The sequence below is a fragment of the Pedobacter sp. G11 genome, assembly GCF_003860265.1.
GTDB lineage: Bacteria > Bacteroidota > Bacteroidia > Sphingobacteriales > Sphingobacteriaceae > Pedobacter > Pedobacter agri.
The window spans coordinates 2,649,725-2,675,224 of sequence record NZ_CP034190.1; the positions used below are offsets into that span (position 1 = coordinate 2,649,725).

The following is a 25,500-nucleotide window of genomic DNA, read 5'->3' on the forward strand; positions in this document are numbered from 1 at the left end:
GTAGTATTTTTGTTAGTTTATAAAGATGTTAAATATACATTAGTTAATGTAAAGGTGCTAAAATCAATGTGTTGATTATCAATCTCTTTAGATGGAAGAAAGTTAAATTGGGTTAATAATTTAGCTGAAGCATAGTTTTGATAATGGGTTACGGCCAGTATTTTCTGAAATTTTAACACCTTAAAAACATAGTTGATCACCTTTTCGATTGCTTCGCTCATAATTCCCTGGCCTTGAAAACGCTTCAGGAGTTCGTAGCCAATTTCAACACTGGTTTTATCATTCGAAAAATCAAACAGACAGATGGTACCAACAAATTCTCTGGTTTCGGTGAGGGTAATGGCCCAGTAAACCGAAATATTGTTTTTGATGTTCGCATTAATAACATTGATGAACCTGATGGCATCTTCTATCGTTTCGGCTGGTTTCCTGTCCAGAAATCGGTTAATTTCTTCGTCAGCACGCAAAGCGAAAACATCTTGCTGATCGGTTAATGATAATTGCCTGAGTGTAAGTCTTTCACTTTTCAAAACAGGAAAGGGGTTAAAACTGATATTGGCCATTTTTTTAGCTTTGGAAGTGTTTGCAACCTTATCCATCCTAATTAAGCGGAAAATTAATGATATCGCTTGAAGGAAGGTTGATTCCTTTTGTAGATCTAAGTCGTTTACCTGCATGAACATTCATGGTGCTCACTTATGTATCTAATTGATTCCAAACAAAGGTCTTTCAAAACCTCCAGCTTAATATCAGAAAGTTTTTTGACGTAAATACAAGCTTTACTCATTTTGAATTTGCCAAGGTTTGGAAGCAGCAATTTACTTACTTCTGTTTCAGCACAAACATATAAAGTAAGTGCATTTTTTCTCGGCGAAAAACCAATAATAGGCGCATCGCCTTCATGTCCGCTGGCGTATTTGTAATGATAGTTACCAAAACCGATAATGCTTGGCCCAAACATTTTAGCTTCTTCGGCCGACCATTCTTCCATCAATTTAATCAGTTGAAAACTATCAGCTTTTTTTTGCTCGTTATCAACATAAGCGTATATAAAATCGGCTACATTTTGTCCGGTATAAGTTGTTTTTGTTTTTGCCATAATATTGATTTAAACTACTGCCTTAGAATTTTTTCCATCTTTTTTCCTTTAGCCAATTCATCAATCAGCTTATCTAAATACCGTATTTGTTTAGTTAAGGGTGTTTCAATATCTTCAATGCGGTAGCCACAAATTACACCTGTTATTAACTGTGCATTTGGATTTAATGCTGCTTTATTGAAAAAAGTTTCAAATGTGGCTTTATCTTCTATAAGTTTTTGCAGCTTTTGAATGTCGAAACCTGTAAGCCACTCAATAACCTGATGTAATTCTGCCAACGTTCTGCCTTTGCTTTCTACCTTTTTGATGTAATGTGGGTAAACCGATGCAAAAGTGATGTTTGCAATCCGCTCATCGTGTTCAGGGGTTGTTTTCATATCCAATAGTCAATGCCTGTTACAATTCATATTGTTGGCACATTTTAATATTCTTTTAACTAAGATATTGAATTTACTAATTTTTACGATTTCTTTTCTTTTTTTGATATGATGGCTTATTCATTTAGTCTGGAAACTCATAACAGCTTGTACATTATTTGATAGGAATATATATGTTCAGCTTCAGCTTTTTCCGCAGAGCGACACCAGCACAGCTCGACCAGGAGTTAATCCATTTATTTAAATTGCGTTTTGAAATATTTGTATTTTTTTATCCATTGATTATTCTCATAAACTTCCTCGTAGCCTTTTACAATGAAACTATTGTCTGTTTTCCAAATAATTTTTTCGACTGCAAAATCAGCAGAGCGATAGCTCGCATATTCACTTAAATAAGTTTTGGGATTTGATTTATGATTTATTTTTAAAATTCCAATGTCGCAGTTTTTATGCTCATAAACCGCGTTGTAGAAATAAACAAAGTATTTATTATTGATGGATGGAACTGGTAAGGCTACACTCGCATCACCAAACGAAATGATATTATAGTTATAGTCATTCAAACTATCTAATAAAAATAATTGACTAAAGTTTAAATTTTCAGACGTTGAATGTTCTGTAATGGCATAAAGTTTAGTAGCCGGATAATATCCTGAGAACTCATATCCGCTCCAACCCAATTTTCCACCGTAATCATTATATTTCTTAAACTTATGCTTTTTTAGCCTTGTTTGAATGTAAAAGTAATTCCCTTCTCCTTCAGGCTTAAAAGTTTCAATATATTTTTTCTTTTCAAGAGCTAAAAACTCAGCTTCATCGGCAGTTTCGAAAATTAACTTCGGCAACTTTTGGTATGTTTCACCATAGCCAATATTAATATGTTGATTTCGGCTAGTTTTTAAAGTTGGTTTTTCCGAAGACCAACTACCTTTAGAAGTTGTGTCGTTACTCTGAATGGTATGTGTTTTTTTTGCAGATTTTACAGGTGGTGGAGGTATTTTTTGCTGAGCAAATGAACAAAAAGAAAATGAAAGCAATATTGCGATCGAAATTTTTGACATCCACTTAATGTGAAAAAGATTATTCCGTTTATTTGATCTGTTCATAGTGTTATCATTTTAGTGAATTCTCTTTTTACAAACTTTCCTTTTTTATCGAAGTATTTCCATTCGCCAACCTGTCAGGACTAATCAAATCTATAGTCATATTTCCTAAAAAGTTAGATTAATTAGCATTCGAATAGGTTTTACAAAAAAAGTGTCAGGATTAAATTTTTATTCGTTTTCTATTCTCTGATAATAGGAACCAGAATCATTGACAGAGGAGAATGAATCCAATGGTGGTGCGGCAATTTTTTTCGATGAAGTTGAGGATTATGAATTTTAGTTCAAGACTAAAATCTATTTTCAAAATGATAATATCAGGTCAATATCCACGGCAATTAGTGGTGATCACTCGTCGATTATATCACCTGCTCGAAATGACCATTCAATATGTTTATCTAAATCCTGTCGTAAAAGCATATTTAATTGTGCAGCGTGATGTTGCGTATGTCGCATATTATAAAGTAAAATTTCCAAAATAGGATAATCCATATCATATGGTTGATCTCCCTCTTTAAACCTTTTATTCAATTCATCAGCTGTTAAACTGAAAATTATTCGTTTGCACTTCGCTCTAATTTGTTTAAGGTATTTTATTATTTCTTGTTTGCTATAAATTTCATCGGGTATTAAATCGCCAATAGCTTCTTTTGGTCTTTCTGACGGCTCTTTTTGTGTGAAAGAAAGTAGCGGAGAAAAATCTTGTGGTGAAATTGTAGAATAATAGTCTAAAAAAATTGTACTGTGAAATGCTATAAAATAAAATCGTTTATTCATGAGAAAATAATCGTCGGGGCAATTTGAAATGACGTTTAAAAGCATATCTATACTTGCCCCAAGTTGATTCCACAGTATTTCCTTTATTGAGTGATCCATATTTTATCAATGTTTGCTATAGTTTTTGTATAAGGTTAAGCTAACTTTTGGAAGTTAGGATGATTTTAAGTCGCTGCTTGCGGCAGGCAGGGCGTTATAACTTGCTCGAAATTCCAAAACCTTTGCCAGCGGATTTTTTTTTAGTTAGCTTTTCTCGGAGCTTCCCGAGGAACATAATCTGGGTCGGTCCTGTATAAATAATCTGGGAAATTGATATCCCTTGAATGCATGCGTTAATGGAACCAACAGTTTTGTAAATTAGCTCAGCCATAACTTTTCATCTCGTTTTACGAGTAAAAGCTCATCATCATTTAAAAGCAAAAACCCGTATTCATAACAAAAGTGGTAGGTTTTTCCTGCCTGAGTGATATAGGTATGGGTATGATAGTCAAAATTGAACCCTACTGAATTGAGTTTGCTTTTCTTCATCTTTACTTTGCCATCGGGATTAAATTCAGCTAAAATTGCCCGGTTTTTCTTAAGAATCAGGTTAATTTTTTTAACCACAATAGAATAATCATTCTTTATGCGGTTGTTATAATTGTTTCGACAAGAATCGTCGCAGAATTTTTTATCGGCTCTGCCTACCAGGGCTTTGCCGCAATCTAAGCAAGAGCGGTCCATAATAATTTGATTTATTTATTATGGGATGATGTTTAAAACTAAAAAGAATTGTAAGCATTTCAAAATTGAACGTCAAAAATTTTAAGCTTTTGCTAGTCAATTAGATTTCGAAACAGGCAGTACGAGCAGCATTATCCGTTTTAAACGCTTATACACGACTATAAATGCTTAAACTCCGACTAAGTTTTACTGCTTGTTGCAACTTTGTCCTGTCGGTAGTTGTGGTGACTGCTGCTCGTTAAACATCAAGTTATTTAAATTTTAACATCATGGAAAGTACAATTAACAAAGTGGTATTGACTGGATTTGCAGGAGCAGATGCAGAATTAAAAAACCTGTCAGGAAATCAAAAATTAGCAAGAGTTAATCTGGCGGTAAATGAATATTTTAAAAGTGCTTCGGGTGAAGAGGTAAAGAAAACACAATGGTTTACTTTAACTTTTTGGAATGCCAAAGCAGAGCTGGCTTTAGCCCAGATTAAAAAAGGAACACAATTGACCATTGAAGGCCGGTTACAAACCGGAAGTTATGAAGCGAAAGATGGTTCAAAAAGATTTACTACAGATATTGTAGTGAGCGAATTAATTGTAAAGGAAATGGCATTAACGAACTAAGATCGTCACTAATTGAAATGCAGTAAATCAAATGGGTACTGCATTTCAATAAAGCTTTACAGCTAATCCAGAATAGAAATTGAGGCCTGCTGCAGGATTGTAATATCGGTTGCCTACAGCATTTAAATCGTTGCCCAAGCTATATTTTTCATTTAGAAGATTATTTATGCCTGCAAAAAATTCGATTTTTGTTTTGCCCATTTTTAAATCACGAATACCCGCTTTTAATTCTATCAGATGATATTTGTCTGCAAAAGCCGTATTGGCATCATTTAACGGAATCATACTGGTATAGTTATGTTGGGCAAAGAGATAAACGCCAATCTTTGATTCAAACAGTAAATTACTAACAATTACGTTTGCCGGAACCCCTGTGAGTTTGTTTCCTGTAAAATCAGTATTCCCATTTTGGAAATCACTGAAACGAAAATGACTGTAGCTATAACTGCTTCTCAGTTGAATGCCTGTTAAAAATGATTCTTCGTTTTTTATAATCCAGAAAGATGTTTCTAACTCAATGCCTTTTTGCCTGGTACCGCCAGCATTAATGAAAAATTCAGTATCGTTGGCGTTCAACCTTCTTACTATGGCATCACGAAGTTCAAACTGAAAAACATTTGCATTGGCATAGAAACGATTGTTCCTGCTGTTAAATCTTAGGCCAGCTTCGTAATTCCAACCCAGTTCGGCCTGGAGATTATTATTGATGTTATTATCTGAGGATCTTACCTCGGCAATGGTAGGTGGCGAATAACCTTTGCTGATGGAAGCTCTTAAAGAAAGGCTAGTGTTCAGCAAATACGAAGCGGCCAGTTTTGGCATCCATTGTTCACTGAATGTACGCTTTTGCTTTGCAACCGAAATAGGGAAGATGCTTTCGTATTTGTAATTGAAGAAATTGATACTTGAAGCAAGTTCTATTAAAAGTTTTTGACCTATATCAAAATTCAATCTCAAAAAAGCAAAATCCTGGTTGGCCTTTAACCAGTCTGATGCTTGCATTGCTGTTGCTTCGCCTGCATTGTTATTGAAATTTCGAACCTGGGTTTTGGTTCCTGCACTTTCAATACCTAGCTGGGCATTTACTTTTAAGTTCTCTTTTGCATGAATATATTCAAGAAATGTCCGCAAGCCCAAAGTGCTCTCATAACGTTTTTCGTAATTGGTTATAAACGGATTTTTGAAATCGGTATAAGTAGTGAAAATTGATACAACATGCTTAAAATTTTCAGATAGTTGATAAGTATTGGTTATGCCGGCAAATGTAGTTTGGTTATAAATGCCCGCCTGTTGGGTAACAGCACCGGGCAAGGTTGGCGTGGCGGGGCGGGCGGCTTGAGGGTCTTGCTGCATTTGAGTCAAGGTTAAGCCTCCTGGTGTTTTATAGCTTAAATCGCTGTAGAAAGCAAAAAGTTTCAAACTGCCTTTATTATTGTAATTCCAGCGGTGCAAAGTTTGCAGATATTTTCGCTCCATGCCACTATTCTGGCGATAGCCATCACTTCGCTGATAACCTTCTACGAGGCTGAAACTGTAATTTTTAAAACTTCTTTCAATATTTGCGGTCTGGTGAAACAGGCCATAAGATCCAGCAGTTAAGGAGGCTTCAATTTTATTTTGATCCAAACCAGCAGAACGGATTAAAACTGCACCTCCAGTGTTAGCGCCAAAAATATTAGCTTCCGGACCTTTATACACCTCAGCTGATTGTATCGCAGTGGGGTCAAGAGCATTCAGATAGGTATTTCCGCCGGCATCAGTTAAAGGAAGTTCATCAATATAGATTTTAATATTTCTAATGCCAAAAGGCGATCGCAACAAGCTTCCACGCAAAGATAAACGGTAGCTTCCCGGCGATCTTTCTTCCATTCTAACGCCTGTGATGGTATTAAACGAACTTACCAATGAGCTATTCTGCTGATTTTTGAGTTGGTTGCTGTCCAGTAATGTTACTGCAGATACCGACCTTAGCAGCGGTTGGGTATTATAATACCCCTGGATGACTACGTCCTTGAGCTTTCTGGTGCTATCAACTTTCGTAATTTGAGCAAAGCTAATGCCGCAACAAAGCAACAAAAGAGTAGTAAATGTAGATTTCAATATTTGTTGGTTTAAAAATCAAGCAAAAACATCCGCAGATAAATTAGTAATATCTGCGGATTTAAGGGTAAATTATTTTGCAGCCACTCGCCACACCACGCCGCTAACATCATCAGCAACAAGTAAAGCGCCATCTGGTGTCTGGGTAATTCCTACTGGTCTGCCATAAACTTCGGCTTTATCCTGATCAGCAATAAAACCAGTTAAAAAATCCTCTGGTTTTCCTGTTGGTTTTCCATCCTTAAAAGGTACAAATAATACTTTGTATCCCGCCAATGCCGAACGGTTCCATGAGCCGTGTTGCCCTATAAAAGCGCCGCCCTGATATTTATTAGGGAATTTTTTGTCTTTGTAAAAGGCCAAACCTAACGAAGCAGTGTGCGAACCAACCGGAACATCAGGAGCAATGGTTTTCTTAACCAATTCTGGATTTTTCCCTTTTAATCTCGGATCTTCATTAGGACCAAAATACGCATAAGGCCAGCCATAAAAAGCACCTGGTTTTACACTGGTAATGTAATCCGGAACTAAATCATCTCCTAATCCGTCTCGCTCGTTAACTGCAGTCCAAAGCATTTTGGTTCCAGGTGCCCAATCTACACCAACCGGGTTTCTTAAACCGCTGGCATAAATTTTTTCGCCTGTTCCATCTGGATTAATCTCTAGGATATTGGCTCTTCTTACCTCGTTTTCCATGCCATTTTCGCCAACATTACTTCCTGAACCCACTGTTACATAAATTTTGCTTTTGTCTTCGTTGGTAATCAGGTTTCTTGTCCAGTGATTATTGTAACCTCCGGCTGGCAAACTTAAAATTTTCTTCCCTGTTCCGGAGATTTTGGTGTCGCCTGTTTTATAAGGGTATTGCCACAAACCATCGGTATTGGCTACATAAAATGAGTTTCCGATGATTGTTACGCCATAAGGCTGGTTAAGACCAGATAAAAAAGTGGTTTTAATTTCCGCTACGCCATCTTTATTGGCATCACGGTATAATAAAATGGTATTGGCACTGGCACCAGCTACCTCCGATTTTGCCTTTCCGGTTACGGTGTTGGCAATTTTTTCCTTGGTACTGCGTTCCGAATTACTTAAAACAATCAAGACATCGCCGTTAGGAGCAATGTAAGTATTTCTCGGACTTTTAATATCGGATGCGAATTTTGTCACTACAAATCCTGCCGGCGCAACCGGCATTTTGTTCTCAGGCCAGCCGAGCACCTTACTAAACTTGTTTTTAGCTGCTGTGGTATCAGGTGCAGGCAGTTCTACTTGCTGGGTTTCTGTAGTTAAAGTTGTTGAATCGCCCTGCGGCTCAGAGGTTTTGTTTGAATTTGATTGGCAGCTTACTAAAACCGAAGCTGACAACATTGTTGCGTATAAAATCTGATTTTTCATAATTAATATTTTTCAGGAAATTGGGATATGTTTCACAGAAAATACAACAGAAAAAATGTGCAGATGTTTTTGAATAAAAAATACTGGATTGACTTATGATAAAAACAATCAAACCATAAATAACATTACAATGTTCCTTAATTCATTCGATTCTTTTATCTTTAGGCGATTTAAAAAAAAAGCTCGGTTTTTTATTTTAACCGATCAATAGTTAACCTTTTAAAGCAAAATCAATTTAAACATGTCAAATACATCAAAAATTATCTACACCAAAACCGATGAGGCGCCAATGTTGGCAACTTATTCACTTTTACCTATCGTACAAGCTTTTACCGCATCTGCAGGTATTGATGTAGAAACCAGAGATATTTCCTTAGCAGGAAGAATTTTGGCTAACTTTCCGGAGTATTTAAAAGACGATCAAAAAATTGGCGATGCTTTGGCTGAGCTGGGTGCATTGGCAACCACTCCAGAAGCAAACATCATCAAGTTACCAAATATATCAGCATCTATTCCACAATTGGTTGATGCCATTACCGAATTGCAGCAGCAAGGTTTTGCGTTGCCGAATTATCCGGATAATGCTCAAACTGAAGAGGAAAAAGCAATCAAAGCTAAATATGCTAAAGTTTTAGGTTCGGCGGTAAATCCTGTTTTACGCGAAGGAAACTCCGACAGAAGAGCACCCAAAGCGGTTAAGAATTATGCTAAGCAAAACCCACATTCAATGGGCAAATGGTCTGCAGATTCTAAAACCAAGGTAGCCAGCATGACAGAAGGCGATTTCTATGGTTCAGAAAAATCTACCACTGTTGAAACAGCTTCACAGTTTAAAATTGAATTTGTTGCTGAAGATGGTGCAGTAACTGAATTAAAAGGTCTTTCGCCATTAAAAGCAGGAGAGGTGATTGACAGCTCTGCACTTAGCTTATCGGCATTAAAAACTTTTGTTGCTAAAGAAATCGAGGAAGCTAAAGCGGCAGGCGTTTTGTTGTCAGCGCATTTAAAAGCAACCATGATGAAAGTTTCTGATCCAATTATATTCGGCGCCATCGTGGAAGTTTATTTTGCTGATGTTTTTACAAAATATGCCGATCTTTTTAAAACCTTGAATATTGATACCCGAAACGGTTTAGGCGATGTTTATGCAAAAATCGCAGGCAACGCACAACAAGCTGAAGTAGAGGCTGCTCTTGCTCAGGCCATTGAAAACGGACCGGCTTTAGCGATGGTGAATTCTGATAAAGGAATTACCAATCTGCATGTGCCAAGTGATGTAATTGTTGATGCATCTATGCCTGCTATGATTCGTACTTCAGGACAAATGTGGAATAAAGAAGGACAACCTGAAGATACCATCGCTTTAATTCCTGATCGTTCATACGCTGGGGTTTATACGGCTACTATTGACGATTGTAAAGCGAACGGTGCTTTTGACGTGACTTCAATTGGTTCGGTTCCAAACGTTGGTTTAATGGCGCAAAAAGCTGAAGAATATGGTTCTCATGATAAAACTTTCCAGGCAACTGCAAATGGCTTAATCCGTGTTACTGACGCTGACGGAAAAGTTTTCTTTGATCAAAAGGTTTCCACGGGAGACATTTTCCGCATGTGCCAAACCAAAGATGCGCCTATTCAGGATTGGGTTAAACTGGCTGTAAACCGGGCTCGTCTATCTGAAACGCCAGCGGTTTTCTGGTTAGATGAAAACAGAGCTCATGATAGAGAAATCATTAAAAAAGTAAATCAATATTTAAAAGATCACGATACTACTGGTTTAGATATTCGTATTCTTGCTCCAATTGAAGCCACTAAATTTACTTTAGAGCGTATTCGTAAAGGGGAAGATACCATTTCAGTTACCGGTAACGTATTACGTGATTATTTGACAGATTTGTTTCCAATTTTAGAACTTGGAACTTCTGCTAAAATGTTATCTATCGTTCCTTTGATGAATGGTGGCGGTTTATTTGAAACTGGTGCCGGAGGTTCTGCTCCGAAACACATCGAGCAGTTTATCCATGAAGGTTATTTACGCTGGGATTCTTTGGGCGAATTTTTAGCGCTTCAAGCTTCTTTAGAACATCTATCGCAAACACAAAACAATGCAAAAGCACAAGTTTTAGCAGATGCATTAGATGAAGCAAATGCTAAATTTTTAGCGGAAGATAAATCTCCAGGTAGAAAATTAGGAACAATTGATAATCGTGGTTCTCATTTCTATCTTGCTTTATATTGGGCTGAAGCATTAGCTGCACAAAGTAAAGATGCAGAATTAAAAGACAGATTTTCACCGTTGGCGAAAGCGTTAACTGAAAATGAATCGAAAATTAAAGAAGAATTAATTGGAGCTCAAGGTAAAAAGCAGGAAATCGGTGGTTATTATCATCCAAACGATGAATTGGCTGGAAAAGCAATGCGTCCTAGCGAGACTTTAAATGCTGCGTTAGCTGCGTTATAGTATTTGATTATTAGTTTAAATCCCCGGTTGATTAATTTCAGCTGGGGATTTTTTGTTATTTTATTTATTGGCGTGGAATTTATCTATTCCCGTTTAGTGGCATTATTCAAGATATAATTTTAAATATTTCGAACACCTGCTGGCCACGAATGATATTATCGTAGAAGCGGGTTTGCCAGCCGAAATCAAATTCCAATCTATTGCAATAAAAACACATTCCAAATAACATTGAGGGATACGATATAGATTTAAAATGCAAAAAAATGGGCGATCATAACGATCGCCCATCTAAAAAAAGATTGGTTAATTTAGTAAGCACCTAAATAAAAGCTGCCAGATTGGTTTTTTAATTTTGCACCTTTTGTGATGGTTTTTGTTTTATAATTAATTACATATAAGTTTCCATCAAGTCCATTTGGTGTTAAAGGAACATATACGTTATCACCTGCAAGACCAATATTCTGAAATTGACCAAAAGTACCAGTTAAAGCAGTTCCGCCGTTTTGCGCTGCTGTTAATCCAGAGTAACCACTATTGTTTTGATTTTCTGTAGTCAACCTGGTAGCAGTTTTAGCATTTAGATCTATTAAAGCCAAATATCCACCCTGAACACCTGTTTCTGTAAATAAAACAATTCCGATTCCATCCTTAATGTATCTCCAGGCGCTGATTGCCACATTATTCGATGTGCCTAGCGCTGTTTTCAGGTTGAAATTATAAGTGTTGTCATATTCACTTGTTGACGCGTTGATACGTAAAATCTGACTGCCGGAAGTTGCTGTGGCCTGATAAACGTTTCCATCAGTACCTACATATTGCGTCATGGTACGATATGAGTGGTTGTTTATCTTACTGATGTTCGGATCAACAAAAATTAATTTAGGATTAGCTAAAGAAGGATAATCTACAACCAAAGTTGCTGTACCCAATTCTCTTGTACCTGTAGACCAGGTCTGAGCAGTACCTGCAGTGTTAACACCAGATTTTTTAGTTACATCTGTTCTGGTCACGTTACAGCCAATAAAGATTTTTGTTTTAGCTGCATTTAATACCGGTACATCAATACGGCCAATTTGATAACCGGCTTTAGTTTGTTCTGCCGTAAACGGAATGGTAAATTCTGTTTGACGGGTAATTTGAGGATCATTTAAATTCAGTACCGCTATTTTCGCTGTGCTTTTCACATCAACAAAGTCAGCACCCGCACCTGTAGCTGGAGCACCCGTTGTAACTGAAGAGGCAAAAACGCCAATACCAATGCCGTCAGCAGCGACTACCCAGCGAGGAGCAGTACCCAAAATGGGTTCGGTATTTACCTCCTCACGCGTATCGATGAAGTTTTTATCACCCTCTACTTTATATTTATTAAAAATACCACCATCTGTACCTGTATACTGAATGTTGTACAGGAAATTTCCATTAGCAGAACCCTGAACACGGGCAGTACGCTGTGATCTTAACCCGTAGCCATTGGTAAATACATTTACCTCGAAGTTTGGGTTAATTGCCTGAGCTGTTGTAATGGCAAAAGCCCTTGTACCGCCATTTCCTGCGGTTCCTTCAGCATCTGGAAAGGCAGCAGTTAATGTGATGTATTTTCTATCCCAGATGTCAGCTCCTGAAACTCCTGTTTCTGAGGTATCTCCGCCATCTTTTTTACAAGCAGTGAGCGCACTGATTGCTAGAACGGAGCCGAGGATTGCGGTTTTTAATAAATTAGTTTTCATACGTTATTTATTTAAAATTATTTATAGTGTAGTTTAATTTGAAATAGAATGCCCTGCCGGGTTTTTGAACGCCAAAGTTGTCATACACCTCCGCGTTCAGCATATTTTTACAATCTATGCTGGCTACGAGTTTTCCGCTTGGGAAACGGTAACTTGCGCCCAGGTCATGTGTAAATTGATTTGGCGTTGTGAACCATTCTGATTCGATCCAGATGGTGCTGAATGAGGCTACGTAGCCCGCATTATAATATACGTTCATCACCGATTTCTTTTGAAAAACGTTGTTGAAACGATATTGAAGGTTACCATTAACGGTAAAAAAGGGTTCGTTTGGAACTTGTTTGTTGTATAAGCTATTTGGATTTCCACGCTCATCAAGTTCTACTTTATAAAGCGAATTAAATTTTGAAAAGTTAAGCATGGCATTGAGTCGGTTGTTGTAGATATAGTTAACTTCTGCCTCAAAACCTACCGATTGAGTTTTGGAAAGGTTTACAAATTGCGTTACCTGAATATCTTCCACCTGATTCTCCCGACCCTCAATTACCGGGTCGATTCGCGTTTGCTGAATAATTTTATCATAACCATTCCTCCAAAACGCGTTTCCATAAAGAGAGAACTTATGCTGATCAGCTGTAGCAAACTGGTATCTCCCGCCAAGGTTATAATTAATAGCGAGTTCTGGTAAAATCGCAGGATTAGGCAGTAAATTATTTTCAGGCTCTCCGTAAATGTGTCTGTCGGTCGGCATGATAAACGATTTTTCAGCAGAAAGGATCAAAAAGCCATTGCGTATGGCTTCGTAAGAAAGTGTACCGCCAAATCCTTTATTATCTCTGGTGGTGGTGCTGTTTTGATAGATCAATTGGCCGTTAACTTCATTTTTTGGTCTGTTCTGATCTGTTTGATAGACGGCATATTTACCGAAAATGTTGGTTTTTAGCTTGCCTTTAAAAAGCTCGGCCTCATAGTTCATCGCAAAGATGTTGGTGGTTAACCCGTTCTGAGTAATCCACCTGCTTCTTTCCGGGATCAGTAGATCCTGATCATTGCGGTCAGATTGTTCGAACTTATGGTTGAAGGATACCCTGTGACCTGAAACAATCGTGTAGGCCAGGTTCGATCTGATATTGGAAATCTGACGCTCGATATTACTCATCACGGCTATTCCTTGTTGTCCCTGCCCCGGGCTGTAACCATAAGTTTCTGGTGGACCCTCAGAATTTTTTACCAGTAAAGTGCCATCCCAATTATATTTCAGGCTAACGGTATCTTCCAGATAGGTTGTTCTTCTGCTGTGCACCGCATTTACGGTAAGCGCAAGTCCATCAACTAAAAAGTTATTCTTATTGTAATTTAAACTAAAAACATGTGCCTGGTATTTGTTAAATCGGCCAAAATAAGGCTTCGTCATGGTTATTCCATGAGGAATTTGTTTGTAAGAATCAGATACATTATAGCCAACGAAAAACTGATCGGCCCATTTCACATTGGTAAACCCAGCCTCAAATCGTCCGCCAACAGTTTCAAATTCATCATTCGGTCGTCTGGTTCTATAGTTTCGAACAATTCTTCCGCCAGGTAAAGTATATTTTGAAAATTTACCCCACATCTCATAATTATTATCGGAGTGACTGTAAAAACCGGAAGCCCTGGCCGTGAAACCATTTTTTTGATTGCGATACAAAGCGCTCACATCAGCCCGGTAAGTATTAAATGATCCATAAGACACCGCTGCAGTAATGTTATTGGCAGAGGCATCTTTTTTCATAATAACGTTTATGGCGCCACCAACATAATTTCCACTTAAATGAGATGGGAGCACACCTTTGTATACTTCGATCCGTTCGATCATAGATGGGGGAATATTATTCAAATTAAAAGAAGAACCATAAGTGGAGATTTCAATCCCATCCAGAAAAAGACCGATCGTACTGCCCGACATTCCGTTTAAGTTGTATTCTATCGGCGAGCCTTCGCCACCGTTCTGTCGAACACGCACACCAACCGCCCGGTCTAAAAGTTCATTTGTGGTAAGATTTCTTAGGGATGCTTCCTTGGTTTCGATAATCGACATGGCAAAGCCGCTGGTTTCCATTTTTCGTTTTTCCGTTTTGCCTGCCACACTTACCTCTTGCAAATCACGATCTACATGCTCCTTTACTTTGGTGTTAAAAGTTACGTTTGCAGCATTAATATTAACCACTTGAATCTTCTGCTCAGACATTACTGAGCTGATTAACAAAGTGTAATTACCATATTTTAAGCCTTTGAACTCATATTTTCCCTTTTCATCAGTCATGGTGCTGCGGCTTAGCTCTTTGATCGTTACTGTTGCCCCATCCATCGGCTGCCCGTTGTGATTTGTTATTTTACCTGATAGGCTAGATGTTTGCGCAAATGCAACAACAGAAAGGCAGAAAGTAAGAACACTGAGTAAAAATATTTTCATTGATTAGTTTGTAACTTTTTCAAGTTGTTCTTTAGAATAGGTCTTAATAAGAATAACTTTGCGCAAAGATAAATTCTGGATATGACGCAATCGGAAGAAATAGTAACGCAGGAGGGAGTTTCTCAAAAAGCTTTGGAAAGTGTGTTTCTATACAATAGAGATATGGAGGTAAGTTATCGAAGTTACATAAGCGACCCTAAGAAACTTGAGATCAGGCTTAGCCATCCTGATGCTTCGCAATTGGTTACTTTCCAAATGATTTTTGTATTACAAGGAACTGTCAGGCTGAACCAGTCGGGTGGTGGAGATTATTGTAAGCAAGTCGATCAACACCAGCACAATATTTACCGCACCTCTTTTAAGTCAAGTCAGATGTTGGTAGATGCTGCGGATGATGTTATTTGTATCAATATCAGCCCTGCTTTTGTAGATCGGTTTTTGCCAGGTGATCATATTGCCTACCAGCGTTTGTGGCTCGAGGATCAATCAAAAAATCCATTCCCACTGTCAGAAGTTAATATGCAGATTAGCCCCGAAATCAGTGCTATTCTGCAGCGTCTGGGTAATGCAAAACACAGTGCGTTTTCTGACCAGTTATTGCTCGAATCGAAAGCAATTGAGCTTTTTGCGCTGCAAATTTCACAATTCGAACAGATGCAAATGAATAAAGCGGAGCCAAAACTTAAAGCATTAGAGGTGGAGCGAATGCATCAGGCCCGTGAAATTCTGATTGCCCAAACGGGTAATCAACTTTCTTTAAGGGCACTGGCACACCTTGTTGGCACAAATGAATTCAATTTGAAACGCGATTTTAAAGCAGTTTTTGGCAAAACAGTTTATGCTTATCTGAATCAGCATAAAATGGAACAGGCAAAAACCATGTTAATGGAAGAGGATATCACTGTTGCCGAAACCTCTAAAAAAATGGGCTACAAACATGCCACCCATTTTACAAATGCGTTTAAGAAATATTTTGGTTTTTTGCCCAATAAAATTAAAACCGGTAAACTTTCCATGTTGCTCTTTCTCGAAGATTTTGTAGCCTTTTTGGAAAGTTTCAACTCCGTAGCGATTTAGTTTATCTCCTGTTTGGTACAAAATTTTCTTCGTAGAAAAAACCATACGAGAAGGGAATTGTTATAACCTTAACTAAAATAAGGAGACCAATACCATGGCAATTAACGAGAACAAAGGATCACAAGATAAAATACACAGTACTACGGAAAACCCGGAAATTAATAAGGAAAATTTGGCTTACGATAAAAATAAGCAAAGTTACGAGTTAGACGTAAAAGGTACCGATAAAGATTATGATCATCCGATGGGATATGAAACTGTTGCAGCAGGTGCCCGTGATGATGATTCGACATATGATGAAGCAAACCCTTATGTGGGCGATGAGTATGCGAGAAATGAAGAGATTGCTGAAGATAACCTGGATGAGTTAGGGATGCATGTGGACAATGGAGAAAGCGTAAAGCTTAGTCCGGAAGACGAGATCCTGGCACGTACAGATGAAGATAATCGTGATGATTTAGATGAGGAAGGCTACCCAATTAATGATGCACCGGAAAAGTAGAAATAAATAATTCTTTCAATGATCGCCAGATGATGGCGTATTGATTAAATAAAGGCAGGCTGATGTAAACATTGGCCTGCTTTTTTTTATTATGATTGATTTTGCATCTGGCTGATGATTGCAGTTTTCCAAAAATTTCTATTGTTCACTACAAATTTCTCTTCATCACCATCTTTTAAAATCAGTTTTATTCCATTAGGCACTAATCCTAATGTATTGAAGTATGTAATTTCTTTAATCTCCTCAGTGTTTATGATGAAAGCATGGTTCTGAATATTGAAGCCATGCGATTTAAATTCTAATTTATCTTGAAGTAAATAAAGTTTGCCGCCAACCGCCTCTGCGTTTTTAAAATGATTGGCACCGCCCGAGTGAATGATATCACGCTCATCAACACCAGTAATTTGGGTTTGCTGTTTTACTTTTTTTGAGTTAATAAAAAAGTACATCAAAAGGCCCCATAGAAAACCGGCAATCGGCGCTGCAATTAGTGCATAACCTATCCCATTCATCAATGCCATGATCACTCCAAACAAAATGGTAAAACCAATTGAAGAAACCACCAAAGCCTTTAAGGTCGCTTTTTTATCATCATTCATAAACTATGGATTAATGTCTAAATTGAACCTTTTACGCAACTCATCAAGTTTAGGGTTTTTGTTTACCAGGTAATCATATTTTTCCCGATTGCCATAAAGCCGGTTCTCAATTTTCCGCTCCACTTGTTTAAAGGTTATATCTACTGCGAAATTTTGGAGGGTATTCCGTAAATAGTTCATCAGCTCAACCGATTCCTGAACCACGAACTGTTCCTGAGTTTTGCTCTCTACTGAAATCTCGATTAAAGTAGGATTGACAAGGGTTGGGGCAAAGTTATTTAAAATGGTAAAAAGGTTAATCTTATCTGCCGCTTTTAGTATCTGGATATAGTTATTCCACACTTCTAGTAACCGGTCATAACTAAAAGATTCGCGGGCTTCTCCGGTTACGGTTTTCGGACTTCCATCATCCTCACCAGCTGCAAGTCGCTCCAAATCATTTAAAGATGGAATCAGTGTGCCAACAGTTTTTTTCGGGATATTGATGCTGATCGAAGTTGCAGATGAAATTGCAGGCTTTGAATTTTCCTTCGGTTTATCTAATGGAATACTTACCGGAACTTCTGTTTTCGGAGTGATTATAGCTACTGGTGGTGGGTTTTCACTTTCTGCTTTAAGCTTTCCGCTTTCGGCCTGCTCGGCTACGACATTAGTTTTTTTTTTATCCTGATCTCCGTCAGTTGCTGTGTTACTTGTGCTTAAAGGTTGTTGTGCTAAATGTACTACCGATCGGATATGGCACATTTTAATTAATGCCAGTTCTACCTGCAGCCTTTGGTTTTTAGAGTTTTTATAATTTAAGTCGCAGGTATTTGCCAGATTTAAAGCAGTTAACAAAAAGGAAAGTTCAGTTTGCCTGCACTGATCTAAATATTTTTGTTTAATATTTTCACTAACCTCTAAAAGTTTAATGGTTGCCGCATCTTTCCCAACCAGCAAATTGCGGAAGTGTGTAGCCAGTCCATTGATAAAATTATTTCCATCAAAGCCATTATTCAAGATCTCATCAAATAATAAAAGTGTTTGACTTACTTCTGCCGCGGTTAAAAAAGACGTTAGCTTAAAGAAATAATCATAATCAAGAATATTCAGGTTATCGATTACGGCTTTATAAGTGATATTCTTGTTAGCATAACTGGCAATCTGATCAAACATCGAAAGGGCATCACGCAATCCTCCATCAGCTTTTTGCGCAATAATATGTAAGCCATCACTTTCAAAAGCAATGTTTTCACGCTGGGCGATTTTGGTAAGATGATTTGCAATGTCTTCAACCTGAATGCGATTGAAATCGAAAATCTGACAACGGGATAAAATAGTTGGCAGAATTTTATGTTTCTCAGTTGTTGCTAAAATGAATATCGCATAAGATGGTGGTTCCTCCAAAGTTTTCAGAAAGGCATTAAATGCACTTTGAGATAACATGTGAACCTCATCAATGATGTAGATTTTATATTTTCCGGCTTGTGGCGGTATGCGAACTTGTTCAATCAGGCTGCGGATGTCATCAACAGAGTTGTTTGATGCCGCATCCAGTTCATGAACATTAAATGAATGCCCGTTCTGAAAAGAAAGACAGTTATCGCATTGCCCGCAAGCCTCCATTTCTGGAGTAGGATTGGTACAATTGATTGTCTTGGCCAGGATACGGGCGCAGGTGGTTTTACCCACTCCACGCGGACCACAGAATAAAAAGGCCTGTGCAAGCTGGTTGTTTTTAATGGCATTTTTTAACGTACCAGTAATATGCTGCTGCCCCACTACGGTTTCAAACGTGGCCGGACGATATTTACGGGCAGAAACGATAAAATTTTCCATCGGCACGAAAATAGGAAAATTTTATGGAGTTGAAATGTCGATTTCTGGAATGTTGAAAAGTTGACTATTTGTGCAATTGCATCACTTTTTCCAATAAAGGCGGTAAGCCGCTTTCATTGATTTGATCATTATTCCAGAAGCTCATCACGCAACTCACATAATTCTCCCTAACCTTAATTGCTATATAAAATGCTGTCAATGTTTTTCCTCCAGAAGTTTTAACAGCAAGATTAGTCAGGCCTGTAAAACCGTAAACAACCTTTAGTGCCTTCGCCGGGTTGCTTTCAAAAATTACATCAACTTGCTGTTCAGAAAGAATTTTAAGTCCTTTTTTAATCTTGGTTAGCGTGAGTTGATTTCTAACCGCTTGTTTGGCGGTTTTTTCGGTTTTGTGAACCGACCAATTCATTTCGCCGTTTCCAGGACACTGAACTGTATTAACGTTTGTCCAGTAACAGCCGTTGCTCAGATGTATTTTTCTTCCCGCAAAATCAACGCTATCAATTCTCTTGTTTTCGAAAACATGCATTGGAATAGCATCCTCAATAATAAGACTGATTAGTTTTTGTTCAAACTGTACTTCAGGTTTCTCAAAATAAGCAAAGCAAATGGCAGTTACCATCTTTTGTTTATCTTCTATAAAATAATAGGATAGCATTTCGTTTAAGCTATCAGTTATTTTCTTGCTTTTTAAAACATGTAAGTTGTTGTATGACAGTTTTGTATCTTTCGTTTTAAGATCTTCATTACTTATGCCATATTTTCTAAAGACGAACTTTAAATCTTTTTCTGTAAATGAATTGGTAAACGTTTGACTGGTAAAATCAATTCCATCCACGTTATAATAGGTGACGCCATTGTTTTGTATCGCTTTTAACCTCTTAATATAATCTTCCTGATTTTGAGCATATATTCCAAAAGGCAACAATAACAAGAAGACTAAGTAGATTTTGTTCATTTTTGGGTTGGCTATCGTTACAAGATAGTAGTTTTGGTCGGTATTCCGCTCAGGATGAATTATTTAATGATCAACTTTAATTCGTTTCGGTATTCTGATGCGCTTTTGCCCGTAAACTCATGGAATATTTTATTAAAGTGACTAAAGTTGTTAAAGCCGCTTTCCAGGGAGATGGCGGTGATACTAATGCGTTTTTCGGCTAGGAGTTTCGATGCATGTACCACACGGTATTCGTTAACAAAACGCGTAAAAGTTTTTTTGGTGATTTTTTTAAAATAGCGACAAAACGAAGGCACCGTCATTGCAGACATTTCTGCAACATCTTCCAAACTAATCTGCTGTTGAAAATGATCTTTCACATAGTTGAATATCATATTAATGCGATCATTGTCCTGAATCTGCATTTCCATCGAGAAACCGGTGGCATTTAAAATTGTAAAGTCTTTTGAAGAATCCAGCGATTTTAAAACAGATAATAGTGTCATTAATCTTTTGAACGGAGGCTGGTCGGCCATTCCTTCGATTTTATTCCCTACAGCTTTTTTAGTCGCCTCACCAAAAGCTATCCCACCTTTAGCTTTATTAAACAAAGCTTTTATCCATTTGCTTTCTTGCAGATTTAAAAATTCAGCACCTAAAAAGTCTGCTTTGAATTGAATAACGGTTTCGTTCTTATTTCCGGTGTTGGTATCAGTAAAGCCACAATGTGGGAGGTTGCTTCCGATTAAAATTAAATCTCCATCGGTATAATAGGAAACATGGCTACCAATCTGACGTTTTCCTGTACCGCCGTTTACAAAAACCATTTCAATTTCTGGATGATAATGCCATAAATGCGCTTTGTTATTTTCATTCTCGACATATTTCGAGTAATAAAACGAACTTCCGAAGGAAGGTTCAACAATTTCGAAGCTCGGTTTTAACGTTTTCATGACAATTTAATGTTAATTCAGGGTTAATTAATGTGCTTAATTGATGACTGGATATAAAATTAATGATAACAGAGGTAATTTTACATATAAATTTGAAAATATAGCGCAAGTTAGGCGTTAATTCTCGCTGTAATTTAGCGGTATAAAATAATTGTTCACCCATTAATTGATTTAGTTATGAAAAAGTTCTTTAAAATCGGTTTAATTGCTGCGTTATCGTTTACAGTTTCTCTTGCTCAGGCAAATGACAACGAATTTTCATTAAAAGTTAAAGATGAGAAGCAGAAAACAATTAGTTTTTTGATGAGAAATAACAAAGAATTTAATTTTTCTGTGTTTTCTGATAATAATGATTTAGTTTTTGAGCAAAAATTTAACGGTACTGCTGGTCTTACCAAAACATATGATTTAAATTCTTTACCTGATGGCGCTTATTTGATCAAAGTAGAATCTGGTGCTACCGTTGCAGAATATGCTGTGAAGATTTCAAGCAATAAAGCTGCAATCTCAACGGCAAAAATTACTGAAGTAATCAAGCCTAAAATCACAAAAAATAAAGATTTAATCACCCTGGATTATCAGGTAAAAGATAATATGCCAATTGAAGTGGCTGTATTTAATGAGCGTAACGATGAACTTTACTCTCAGGTTTTCAAGGATAGAACAAAGTTGATTAAAAAATTTAACATTGGTAAAGCTGACGGCGATTCGCTAACATTCGTCGTGAAACACAACAATGAATCTTTTACCAATACAATACAGACTCGCTAATTTTAAAATAAACCAAACTAAAAAAGGAGATACTTATAAGTCATCTCCTTTTTTGTTTTACTGCTGAATTAGTTTTTCAGAGGCTGGAAAAACAAATTCCTACATGATCAATCTAATCTCTACTTTTGCCAGGAAATAAATAGCTTATTGATTTAGTCCTGCGTATGGAAAATGGTTTTTCAGATTATAACTATGTTAAGGTGGTTTCATCTTTTCCGCAGTTAGTTAATTTAGAGTGGAAGGGAGAAGTAAACGCAGCTTGCTGGCATCGAAATTTAATCGGGGATTTTTCGGAGATCGTTTCTAAGCTTCGACTTAAGCAAGATTTAACCGAAGTTTCAATGGAAGACCTCAATGCTTTGCAATTAACCAAGGAGGGGAGTAAGGCCCGGGACATCATCATCAGCGATTTTCAATGTCTGAATGATTTTGGGGCATCGCCTTCACTTAATTTAATCAGGGCCTATCATCGTGATGAGGAGCTGGATTTTATTTCAACAGATGTGTATTCCTTTCACGTAGATCGTTCACAGGTGGGTACTGATACATTTCTTTGCACATACTTTGGTGCTGCCAGTGAAATTTTAGCCAATAGCGAAGCAGAGCAGAAAATCCTCATCCCGGAAATTCGCCGGAAGCTTGAAGCGCTACACGACGGACCAGAGGCAGAATTTGACGCATTTTTGATTGAACATTTTTTCGACTTGCATTATCAGGCAAAACCATCAGCTTCGCCCCTGAATTTGGGGCTGGGTAATTTATGGCGCCTGGCCGTGGATAACCCCGAAGGAAAGGTTTTGCCCAGTATTCACCGGGCGCCTCAGGAAAAAGATGGCGAATATCGATTATTAATGATTTGTTAAGTATTATTGTGATGCAGCGGTTTTACTAAACCCGATTAACAAAAATACTTTTCGATTGAAGTTAGTAAAGCTGGCAGGCACAACGTGAGTTAGCGTTGATAACTTTTCAAAAGATTGTAGCGGGAGCGGGGCAGCGCTAACCGATTGGTGCTGAAACTGCTTTCAAAATCGTTTGCATTTTGCATTTTAAATTTAAGCGCTTTATTACACATCATCAGCTAAGCACTTTTTTCTGCTCAATCATTTGATTTTAAGAAATATATTGTTACTTTTGCAACCCCGTAATATACCTCGGGATTAAAAAATTAAAAACATAATTTATAACAATGAATCAGTACGAAACTGTTATCGTTCTAACCCCATTGTTATCTGAAGAAGCTGCAAAAGAGGCATTAGCTAAATTTAAAGCAGTTCTTGTTGATAACGGTGCCGAAATTATCCAAGAGGATAATTGGGGTTTGAGAAAATTAGCGTATCCAATTGAGAAAAAATCAAACGGATTCTTCAACTTAACTGAATACAAAGCTTCAGGAGATTTGATCGCAAAATTAGAGCTTCAATTAAAACGCGATGAGCGTGTGTTACGTTTCTTAACTATCCGTTTAGATAAACACGCTGTTGCTTACAATGAGAAAAAACGTAGTGGTGCGTTTAACAAAAAAACTAAGGAGGTTGCAGCGTAATGGCAAGAGAACAAATTCAATACGTTACTGCCCCTAAAGTAGAGGATAACCGTAAAAAATATTGCCGTTTTAAGAAAAATGGTATTAAATACATCGATTACAAGGATGCAAACTTCTTGTTGAAATTTATTAACGATCAAGGTAAATTATTACCAAGACGCCTTACTGGTACTTCGTTAAAATTCCAACGTAAAGTTGCTCAAGCTGTTAAACGTGCTCGTCACATCGGTTTGTTACCATTCGTTGCAGATCAATTAAAATAGGAGGCTCAGAGATATGGAAATTATTTTAAAACAAGATATTAAAGGCCTTGGTGAGAAAGATGATGTAGTTACAGTAAAACCAGGTTATGGTCGTAACTATTTAATCCCTCAAGGATTTGGCGCTTTGGCTACTTCTTCTGCTAAAAAAGTTTTAGCTGAAAACTTAAAGCAAGCTGCTTTTAAACAAGATAAAATTAAGAAAGATGCTGAAGGTATCGCTGAGCGTTTAACTGCTGTTAAACTTTCTATCGGTGCTAAAGCTGGCGAAAGCGGAAAAATCTTTGGAGCGGTTAACACCATCCAAATCGCTGAAGCATTAAAAGCGCAAGGTTTTGATGTAGATCGTCGTCGTATTACTTTCGAAACTGAACCTAAATTTGTTGGCGAATATGTTGCTAACTTAAACTTACACAAAGAAGTTAAAGTTCAGGTTCCTTTTGAAGTAATTGCTGAATAAGCATTCTTAAACGAATCAAAAAAAAGTCCTTTCAGTTTTCTGGAAGGACTTTTTTATTGGTGTGAAATTTGATTCGATGTGAGATGTTAAATCTAATACGAATGATGTGAGTTCATGGTCTCTCTAGCATTTTTTATTGCCCGTTTTTCATTATCCATCTTCCATTTTTACCTTTTCCATTATTTTTATCCTTTCGGTGTAGTAGGTCTGATCTCTACTTTACTTGGTAGCGTTCTGGCTGGCATCGCCAGAAGATCAACGATCAATTTTCCCATATCTTCTGGCTGAATTTTCCATGCGTCATTTTCAGCATCAGGATGATGATCATTGAAATGACTGGCTACTGAACCAGGCATAATGGTACTCACTTTTACGCCATATTTTCTTAAATCGAGCATCACAGATTGTGTAAATCCCGTTAAACCAAACTTGCTGGCATTATAAGCGGCACCACCGGCAAAAAAGTTTGTACCTGCCAAACTCGATATGGTAAAAATGCTTCCTTTTGTTTTTTTAATTTCTTCAACGCTGGCTTTTATGCTGTAGAACACTCCGGTAAGGTTGGTATCGATGATGTCGTTCCAAAGTTCAACATCCATCTCGTCAATGGGTGCAAAATTTCCTACACCTGCATTAGCAATCAGTGCATCGAGCTGTCCCCATTTTTCAATCACCAGGTTTACGGCACCTTGTTGCGACTGGAAATTTTTTACATCGGCTTCGATGGCTAAAACATCGCCATACTCTACTAATTTTGCTGCGGCTTCATTTGCGCTATTGATGCTTCTGCTTGTGATGGCAACTTTATAGCCATTTTTTAAAAGTGATTCGGCAATGCCATAGCCAATGCCTTTACTTCCTCCTGTTATCAGGGCGACTTTTATACTCATGATTTTTTTTGTTTTGATCTTCTAGAAGGAACAACAAATATGTTTCCATACGGTTTTCTGTTTCAGGATAAAGATAGTAAGGTCCCATCATTCGAAATAAATGTTTTTATATTTTGCTACCTTTGCGCCATGGCTAAATCTCGATCTAACAAATCAAAAAGCAAGCAACCTTTATTAAAAAAGATTACCAATATTGCTACGAAGGTATTTTTATACTTTCTAATGGTTTCGTTTTTATGGGTATTGGCCTATCGCTTCATCAATCCACCAATTACGTTGTTAATGGTATTGAGAAACATTGAGCGTAAATCAGACGGAAAATCTTTTAAAACCGAGAAAAAATGGGTTGATTTCGATGATATGTCTGATAATATGAAACGGGCAGCAGTTTCAGCTGAAGACCAACTTTTTTTGAAACACATTGGTTTCGATGTTAAAGCCATCGAGAAAGCCTTTGCCGCAAATGCGAAAAGCAAAAAAGTTAAAGGCGGAAGTACCATATCGCAGCAAACGGCAAAAAATGTTTTTTTGTGGCCAGGCAGATCTTGGATTAGAAAAGGTTTCGAAGCCTATTTTACTCTACTCATCGAAATGTTATGGAGTAAGGAACGGATACTGGAAGTTTATTTAAATGTGATTGAAATGGGGGATGGGATTTATGGTGCCGAAGCTGCAGCGCAAAGTTATTATGGTAAATCATGCCATAAGCTTTCTAAAGCTCAGGCGGCTTTGATTGCGGCTTGTTTCCCCAATCCCATCAGGTGGACACCAAAAAATCCTACCCGATATATCAGACATCGCCAATACTTGATTCTAAGAAATATGAATAGGCTAGGACCACTGGATTTTTAGTTTG

25 protein-coding genes are annotated in these 25,500 nt (G+C 37.5%); 10 read left to right on the top strand and 15 right to left on the bottom strand.

Features of this window, described 5'->3' with window-relative positions:
• Positions 1-17: 17 nt before the first annotated feature.
• From EA772_RS11505 to EA772_RS11530, 6 genes are all read right to left on the bottom strand, one after another.
• Positions 18-599, bottom strand: a complete 582-nt coding sequence (locus EA772_RS11505; RefSeq protein ID WP_124913347.1) for a GNAT family N-acetyltransferase — start codon at positions 597-599, stop codon at positions 18-20.
• 68 nt (positions 600-667) lie between these two features.
• Complete coding sequence (locus EA772_RS11510) at positions 668-1,099, bottom strand: DUF1801 domain-containing protein (RefSeq protein WP_124913349.1); 432 nt, start codon at positions 1,097-1,099, stop codon at positions 668-670.
• A 14-nt stretch (positions 1,100-1,113) separates the two neighbouring features.
• Entirely contained in the window at positions 1,114-1,476 is a 363-nt protein-coding gene (locus EA772_RS11515) for a DUF2200 domain-containing protein (protein ID WP_124913351.1), read from the bottom strand.
• 236 nt (positions 1,477-1,712) lie between these two features.
• Entirely contained in the window at positions 1,713-2,582 is an 870-nt protein-coding gene (locus EA772_RS11520) for a hypothetical protein (RefSeq protein WP_124913353.1), read from the bottom strand.
• Positions 2,583-2,927: 345 nt separating this feature from the next.
• A complete protein-coding gene (locus tag EA772_RS11525) occupies positions 2,928-3,455 on the bottom strand; it encodes a DinB family protein (RefSeq protein WP_124913355.1) in 528 nt (175 codons plus the stop codon).
• 258 nt (positions 3,456-3,713) lie between these two features.
• The gene (locus EA772_RS11530) at positions 3,714-4,079 is read right to left on the bottom strand and encodes a hypothetical protein (protein ID WP_010599565.1); all 366 of its coding nucleotides are present in this window, start codon (positions 4,077-4,079) and stop codon (positions 3,714-3,716) included.
• Positions 4,080-4,348: 269 nt separating this feature from the next.
• On the opposite strand from EA772_RS11530, the gene EA772_RS11535 reads away from it, so the two are divergent.
• Positions 4,349-4,693, top strand: a complete 345-nt coding sequence (locus tag EA772_RS11535; RefSeq protein WP_116169787.1) for a single-stranded DNA-binding protein — start codon at positions 4,349-4,351, stop codon at positions 4,691-4,693.
• 45 nt (positions 4,694-4,738) lie between these two features.
• On the opposite strand, the gene EA772_RS11540 is transcribed toward EA772_RS11535, so the two are convergent.
• Both EA772_RS11540 and EA772_RS11545 read right to left on the bottom strand, forming a co-directional pair.
• A complete protein-coding gene (locus EA772_RS11540; RefSeq protein ID WP_124913357.1) occupies positions 4,739-6,793 on the bottom strand; it encodes a TonB-dependent receptor in 2,055 nt (684 codons plus the stop codon).
• Between the two features lie 72 nt (positions 6,794-6,865).
• Positions 6,866-8,191, bottom strand: coding sequence for a sorbosone dehydrogenase family protein (locus EA772_RS11545; protein ID WP_124913359.1), 1,326 nt, complete (start codon positions 8,189-8,191; stop codon positions 6,866-6,868).
• A 241-nt stretch (positions 8,192-8,432) separates the two neighbouring features.
• Here EA772_RS11545 and EA772_RS11550 point away from each other — a divergent pair, with 241 nt between their 5' ends.
• Positions 8,433-10,652, top strand: a complete 2,220-nt coding sequence (locus EA772_RS11550; protein WP_124913362.1) for an NADP-dependent isocitrate dehydrogenase — start codon at positions 8,433-8,435, stop codon at positions 10,650-10,652.
• Positions 10,653-10,960: 308 nt separating this feature from the next.
• Here the strand turns inward: EA772_RS11550 and EA772_RS11555 are convergent, their stop codons facing one another.
• Positions 10,961-12,379 carry a hypothetical protein gene (locus EA772_RS11555; RefSeq protein WP_124913364.1) on the bottom strand — a complete coding sequence of 473 codons (1,419 nt, stop codon included), beginning with the start codon at positions 12,377-12,379 and terminating at the stop codon, positions 10,961-10,963.
• 7 nt (positions 12,380-12,386) lie between these two features.
• The gene (locus EA772_RS11560) at positions 12,387-14,831 is read right to left on the bottom strand and encodes a TonB-dependent receptor (RefSeq protein ID WP_124913366.1); all 2,445 of its coding nucleotides are present in this window, start codon (positions 14,829-14,831) and stop codon (positions 12,387-12,389) included.
• Positions 14,832-14,912: 81 nt separating this feature from the next.
• On the opposite strand from EA772_RS11560, the gene EA772_RS11565 reads away from it, so the two are divergent.
• Both EA772_RS11565 and EA772_RS11570 read left to right on the top strand, forming a co-directional pair.
• On the top strand, positions 14,913-15,908 hold the full coding sequence (locus EA772_RS11565; RefSeq protein ID WP_124913368.1) for an AraC family transcriptional regulator: 996 nt from the start codon (positions 14,913-14,915) through the stop codon (positions 15,906-15,908).
• A gap of 94 nt (positions 15,909-16,002) precedes the next feature.
• Positions 16,003-16,410: a hypothetical protein gene (locus EA772_RS11570; protein ID WP_010599573.1), complete on the top strand. Its 408-nt coding sequence runs from the start codon at positions 16,003-16,005 to the stop codon at positions 16,408-16,410.
• Between the two features lie 89 nt (positions 16,411-16,499).
• Here the strand turns inward: EA772_RS11570 and EA772_RS11575 are convergent, their stop codons facing one another.
• The 4 genes from EA772_RS11575 to EA772_RS11590 form a co-directional block, all read right to left on the bottom strand.
• Positions 16,500-17,009 carry a hypothetical protein gene (locus tag EA772_RS11575; protein ID WP_124913370.1) on the bottom strand — a complete coding sequence of 170 codons (510 nt, stop codon included), beginning with the start codon at positions 17,007-17,009 and terminating at the stop codon, positions 16,500-16,502.
• A gap of 3 nt (positions 17,010-17,012) precedes the next feature.
• Positions 17,013-18,827 (bottom strand): DNA polymerase III subunit gamma/tau, encoded by a 1,815-nt coding sequence (locus EA772_RS11580; RefSeq protein ID WP_124913372.1) that lies wholly within the window; start codon positions 18,825-18,827, stop codon positions 17,013-17,015.
• 64 nt (positions 18,828-18,891) lie between these two features.
• Complete coding sequence (locus tag EA772_RS11585) at positions 18,892-19,785, bottom strand: hypothetical protein (RefSeq protein WP_124913374.1); 894 nt, start codon at positions 19,783-19,785, stop codon at positions 18,892-18,894.
• A gap of 59 nt (positions 19,786-19,844) precedes the next feature.
• Positions 19,845-20,717 (bottom strand): AraC family transcriptional regulator, encoded by an 873-nt coding sequence (locus tag EA772_RS11590; RefSeq protein ID WP_010599578.1) that lies wholly within the window; start codon positions 20,715-20,717, stop codon positions 19,845-19,847.
• 177 nt (positions 20,718-20,894) lie between these two features.
• Between EA772_RS11590 and EA772_RS11595 the strand changes: the two genes are divergently transcribed.
• From EA772_RS11595 to rplI, 5 genes are all read left to right on the top strand, one after another.
• On the top strand, positions 20,895-21,488 hold the full coding sequence (locus EA772_RS11595) for a hypothetical protein (RefSeq protein ID WP_010599579.1): 594 nt from the start codon (positions 20,895-20,897) through the stop codon (positions 21,486-21,488).
• A 164-nt stretch (positions 21,489-21,652) separates the two neighbouring features.
• Positions 21,653-22,351 carry a DUF1826 domain-containing protein gene (locus EA772_RS11600; RefSeq protein WP_124913376.1) on the top strand — a complete coding sequence of 233 codons (699 nt, stop codon included), beginning with the start codon at positions 21,653-21,655 and terminating at the stop codon, positions 22,349-22,351.
• Positions 22,352-22,677: 326 nt separating this feature from the next.
• Positions 22,678-23,034: a 30S ribosomal protein S6 gene (gene rpsF, locus EA772_RS11605; protein ID WP_010599581.1), complete on the top strand. Its 357-nt coding sequence runs from the start codon at positions 22,678-22,680 to the stop codon at positions 23,032-23,034.
• Complete coding sequence (gene rpsR, locus EA772_RS11610) at positions 23,034-23,297, top strand: 30S ribosomal protein S18 (RefSeq protein ID WP_010599582.1); 264 nt, start codon at positions 23,034-23,036, stop codon at positions 23,295-23,297. The genes rpsF and rpsR overlap by 1 nt, the downstream gene beginning before the upstream one ends.
• Positions 23,298-23,310: 13 nt before the next feature.
• Positions 23,311-23,754, top strand: coding sequence for a 50S ribosomal protein L9 (rplI, locus tag EA772_RS11615; protein WP_010599583.1), 444 nt, complete (start codon positions 23,311-23,313; stop codon positions 23,752-23,754).
• A 185-nt stretch (positions 23,755-23,939) separates the two neighbouring features.
• On the opposite strand, the gene EA772_RS11620 is transcribed toward rplI, so the two are convergent.
• The gene (locus EA772_RS11620; protein WP_124913378.1) at positions 23,940-24,644 is read right to left on the bottom strand and encodes an SDR family oxidoreductase; all 705 of its coding nucleotides are present in this window, start codon (positions 24,642-24,644) and stop codon (positions 23,940-23,942) included.
• Positions 24,645-24,773: 129 nt separating this feature from the next.
• Between EA772_RS11620 and mtgA the strand changes: the two genes are divergently transcribed.
• Positions 24,774-25,496: a monofunctional biosynthetic peptidoglycan transglycosylase gene (gene mtgA, locus EA772_RS11625; protein ID WP_116169801.1), complete on the top strand. Its 723-nt coding sequence runs from the start codon at positions 24,774-24,776 to the stop codon at positions 25,494-25,496.
• Positions 25,497-25,500: the final 4 nt, after the last annotated feature.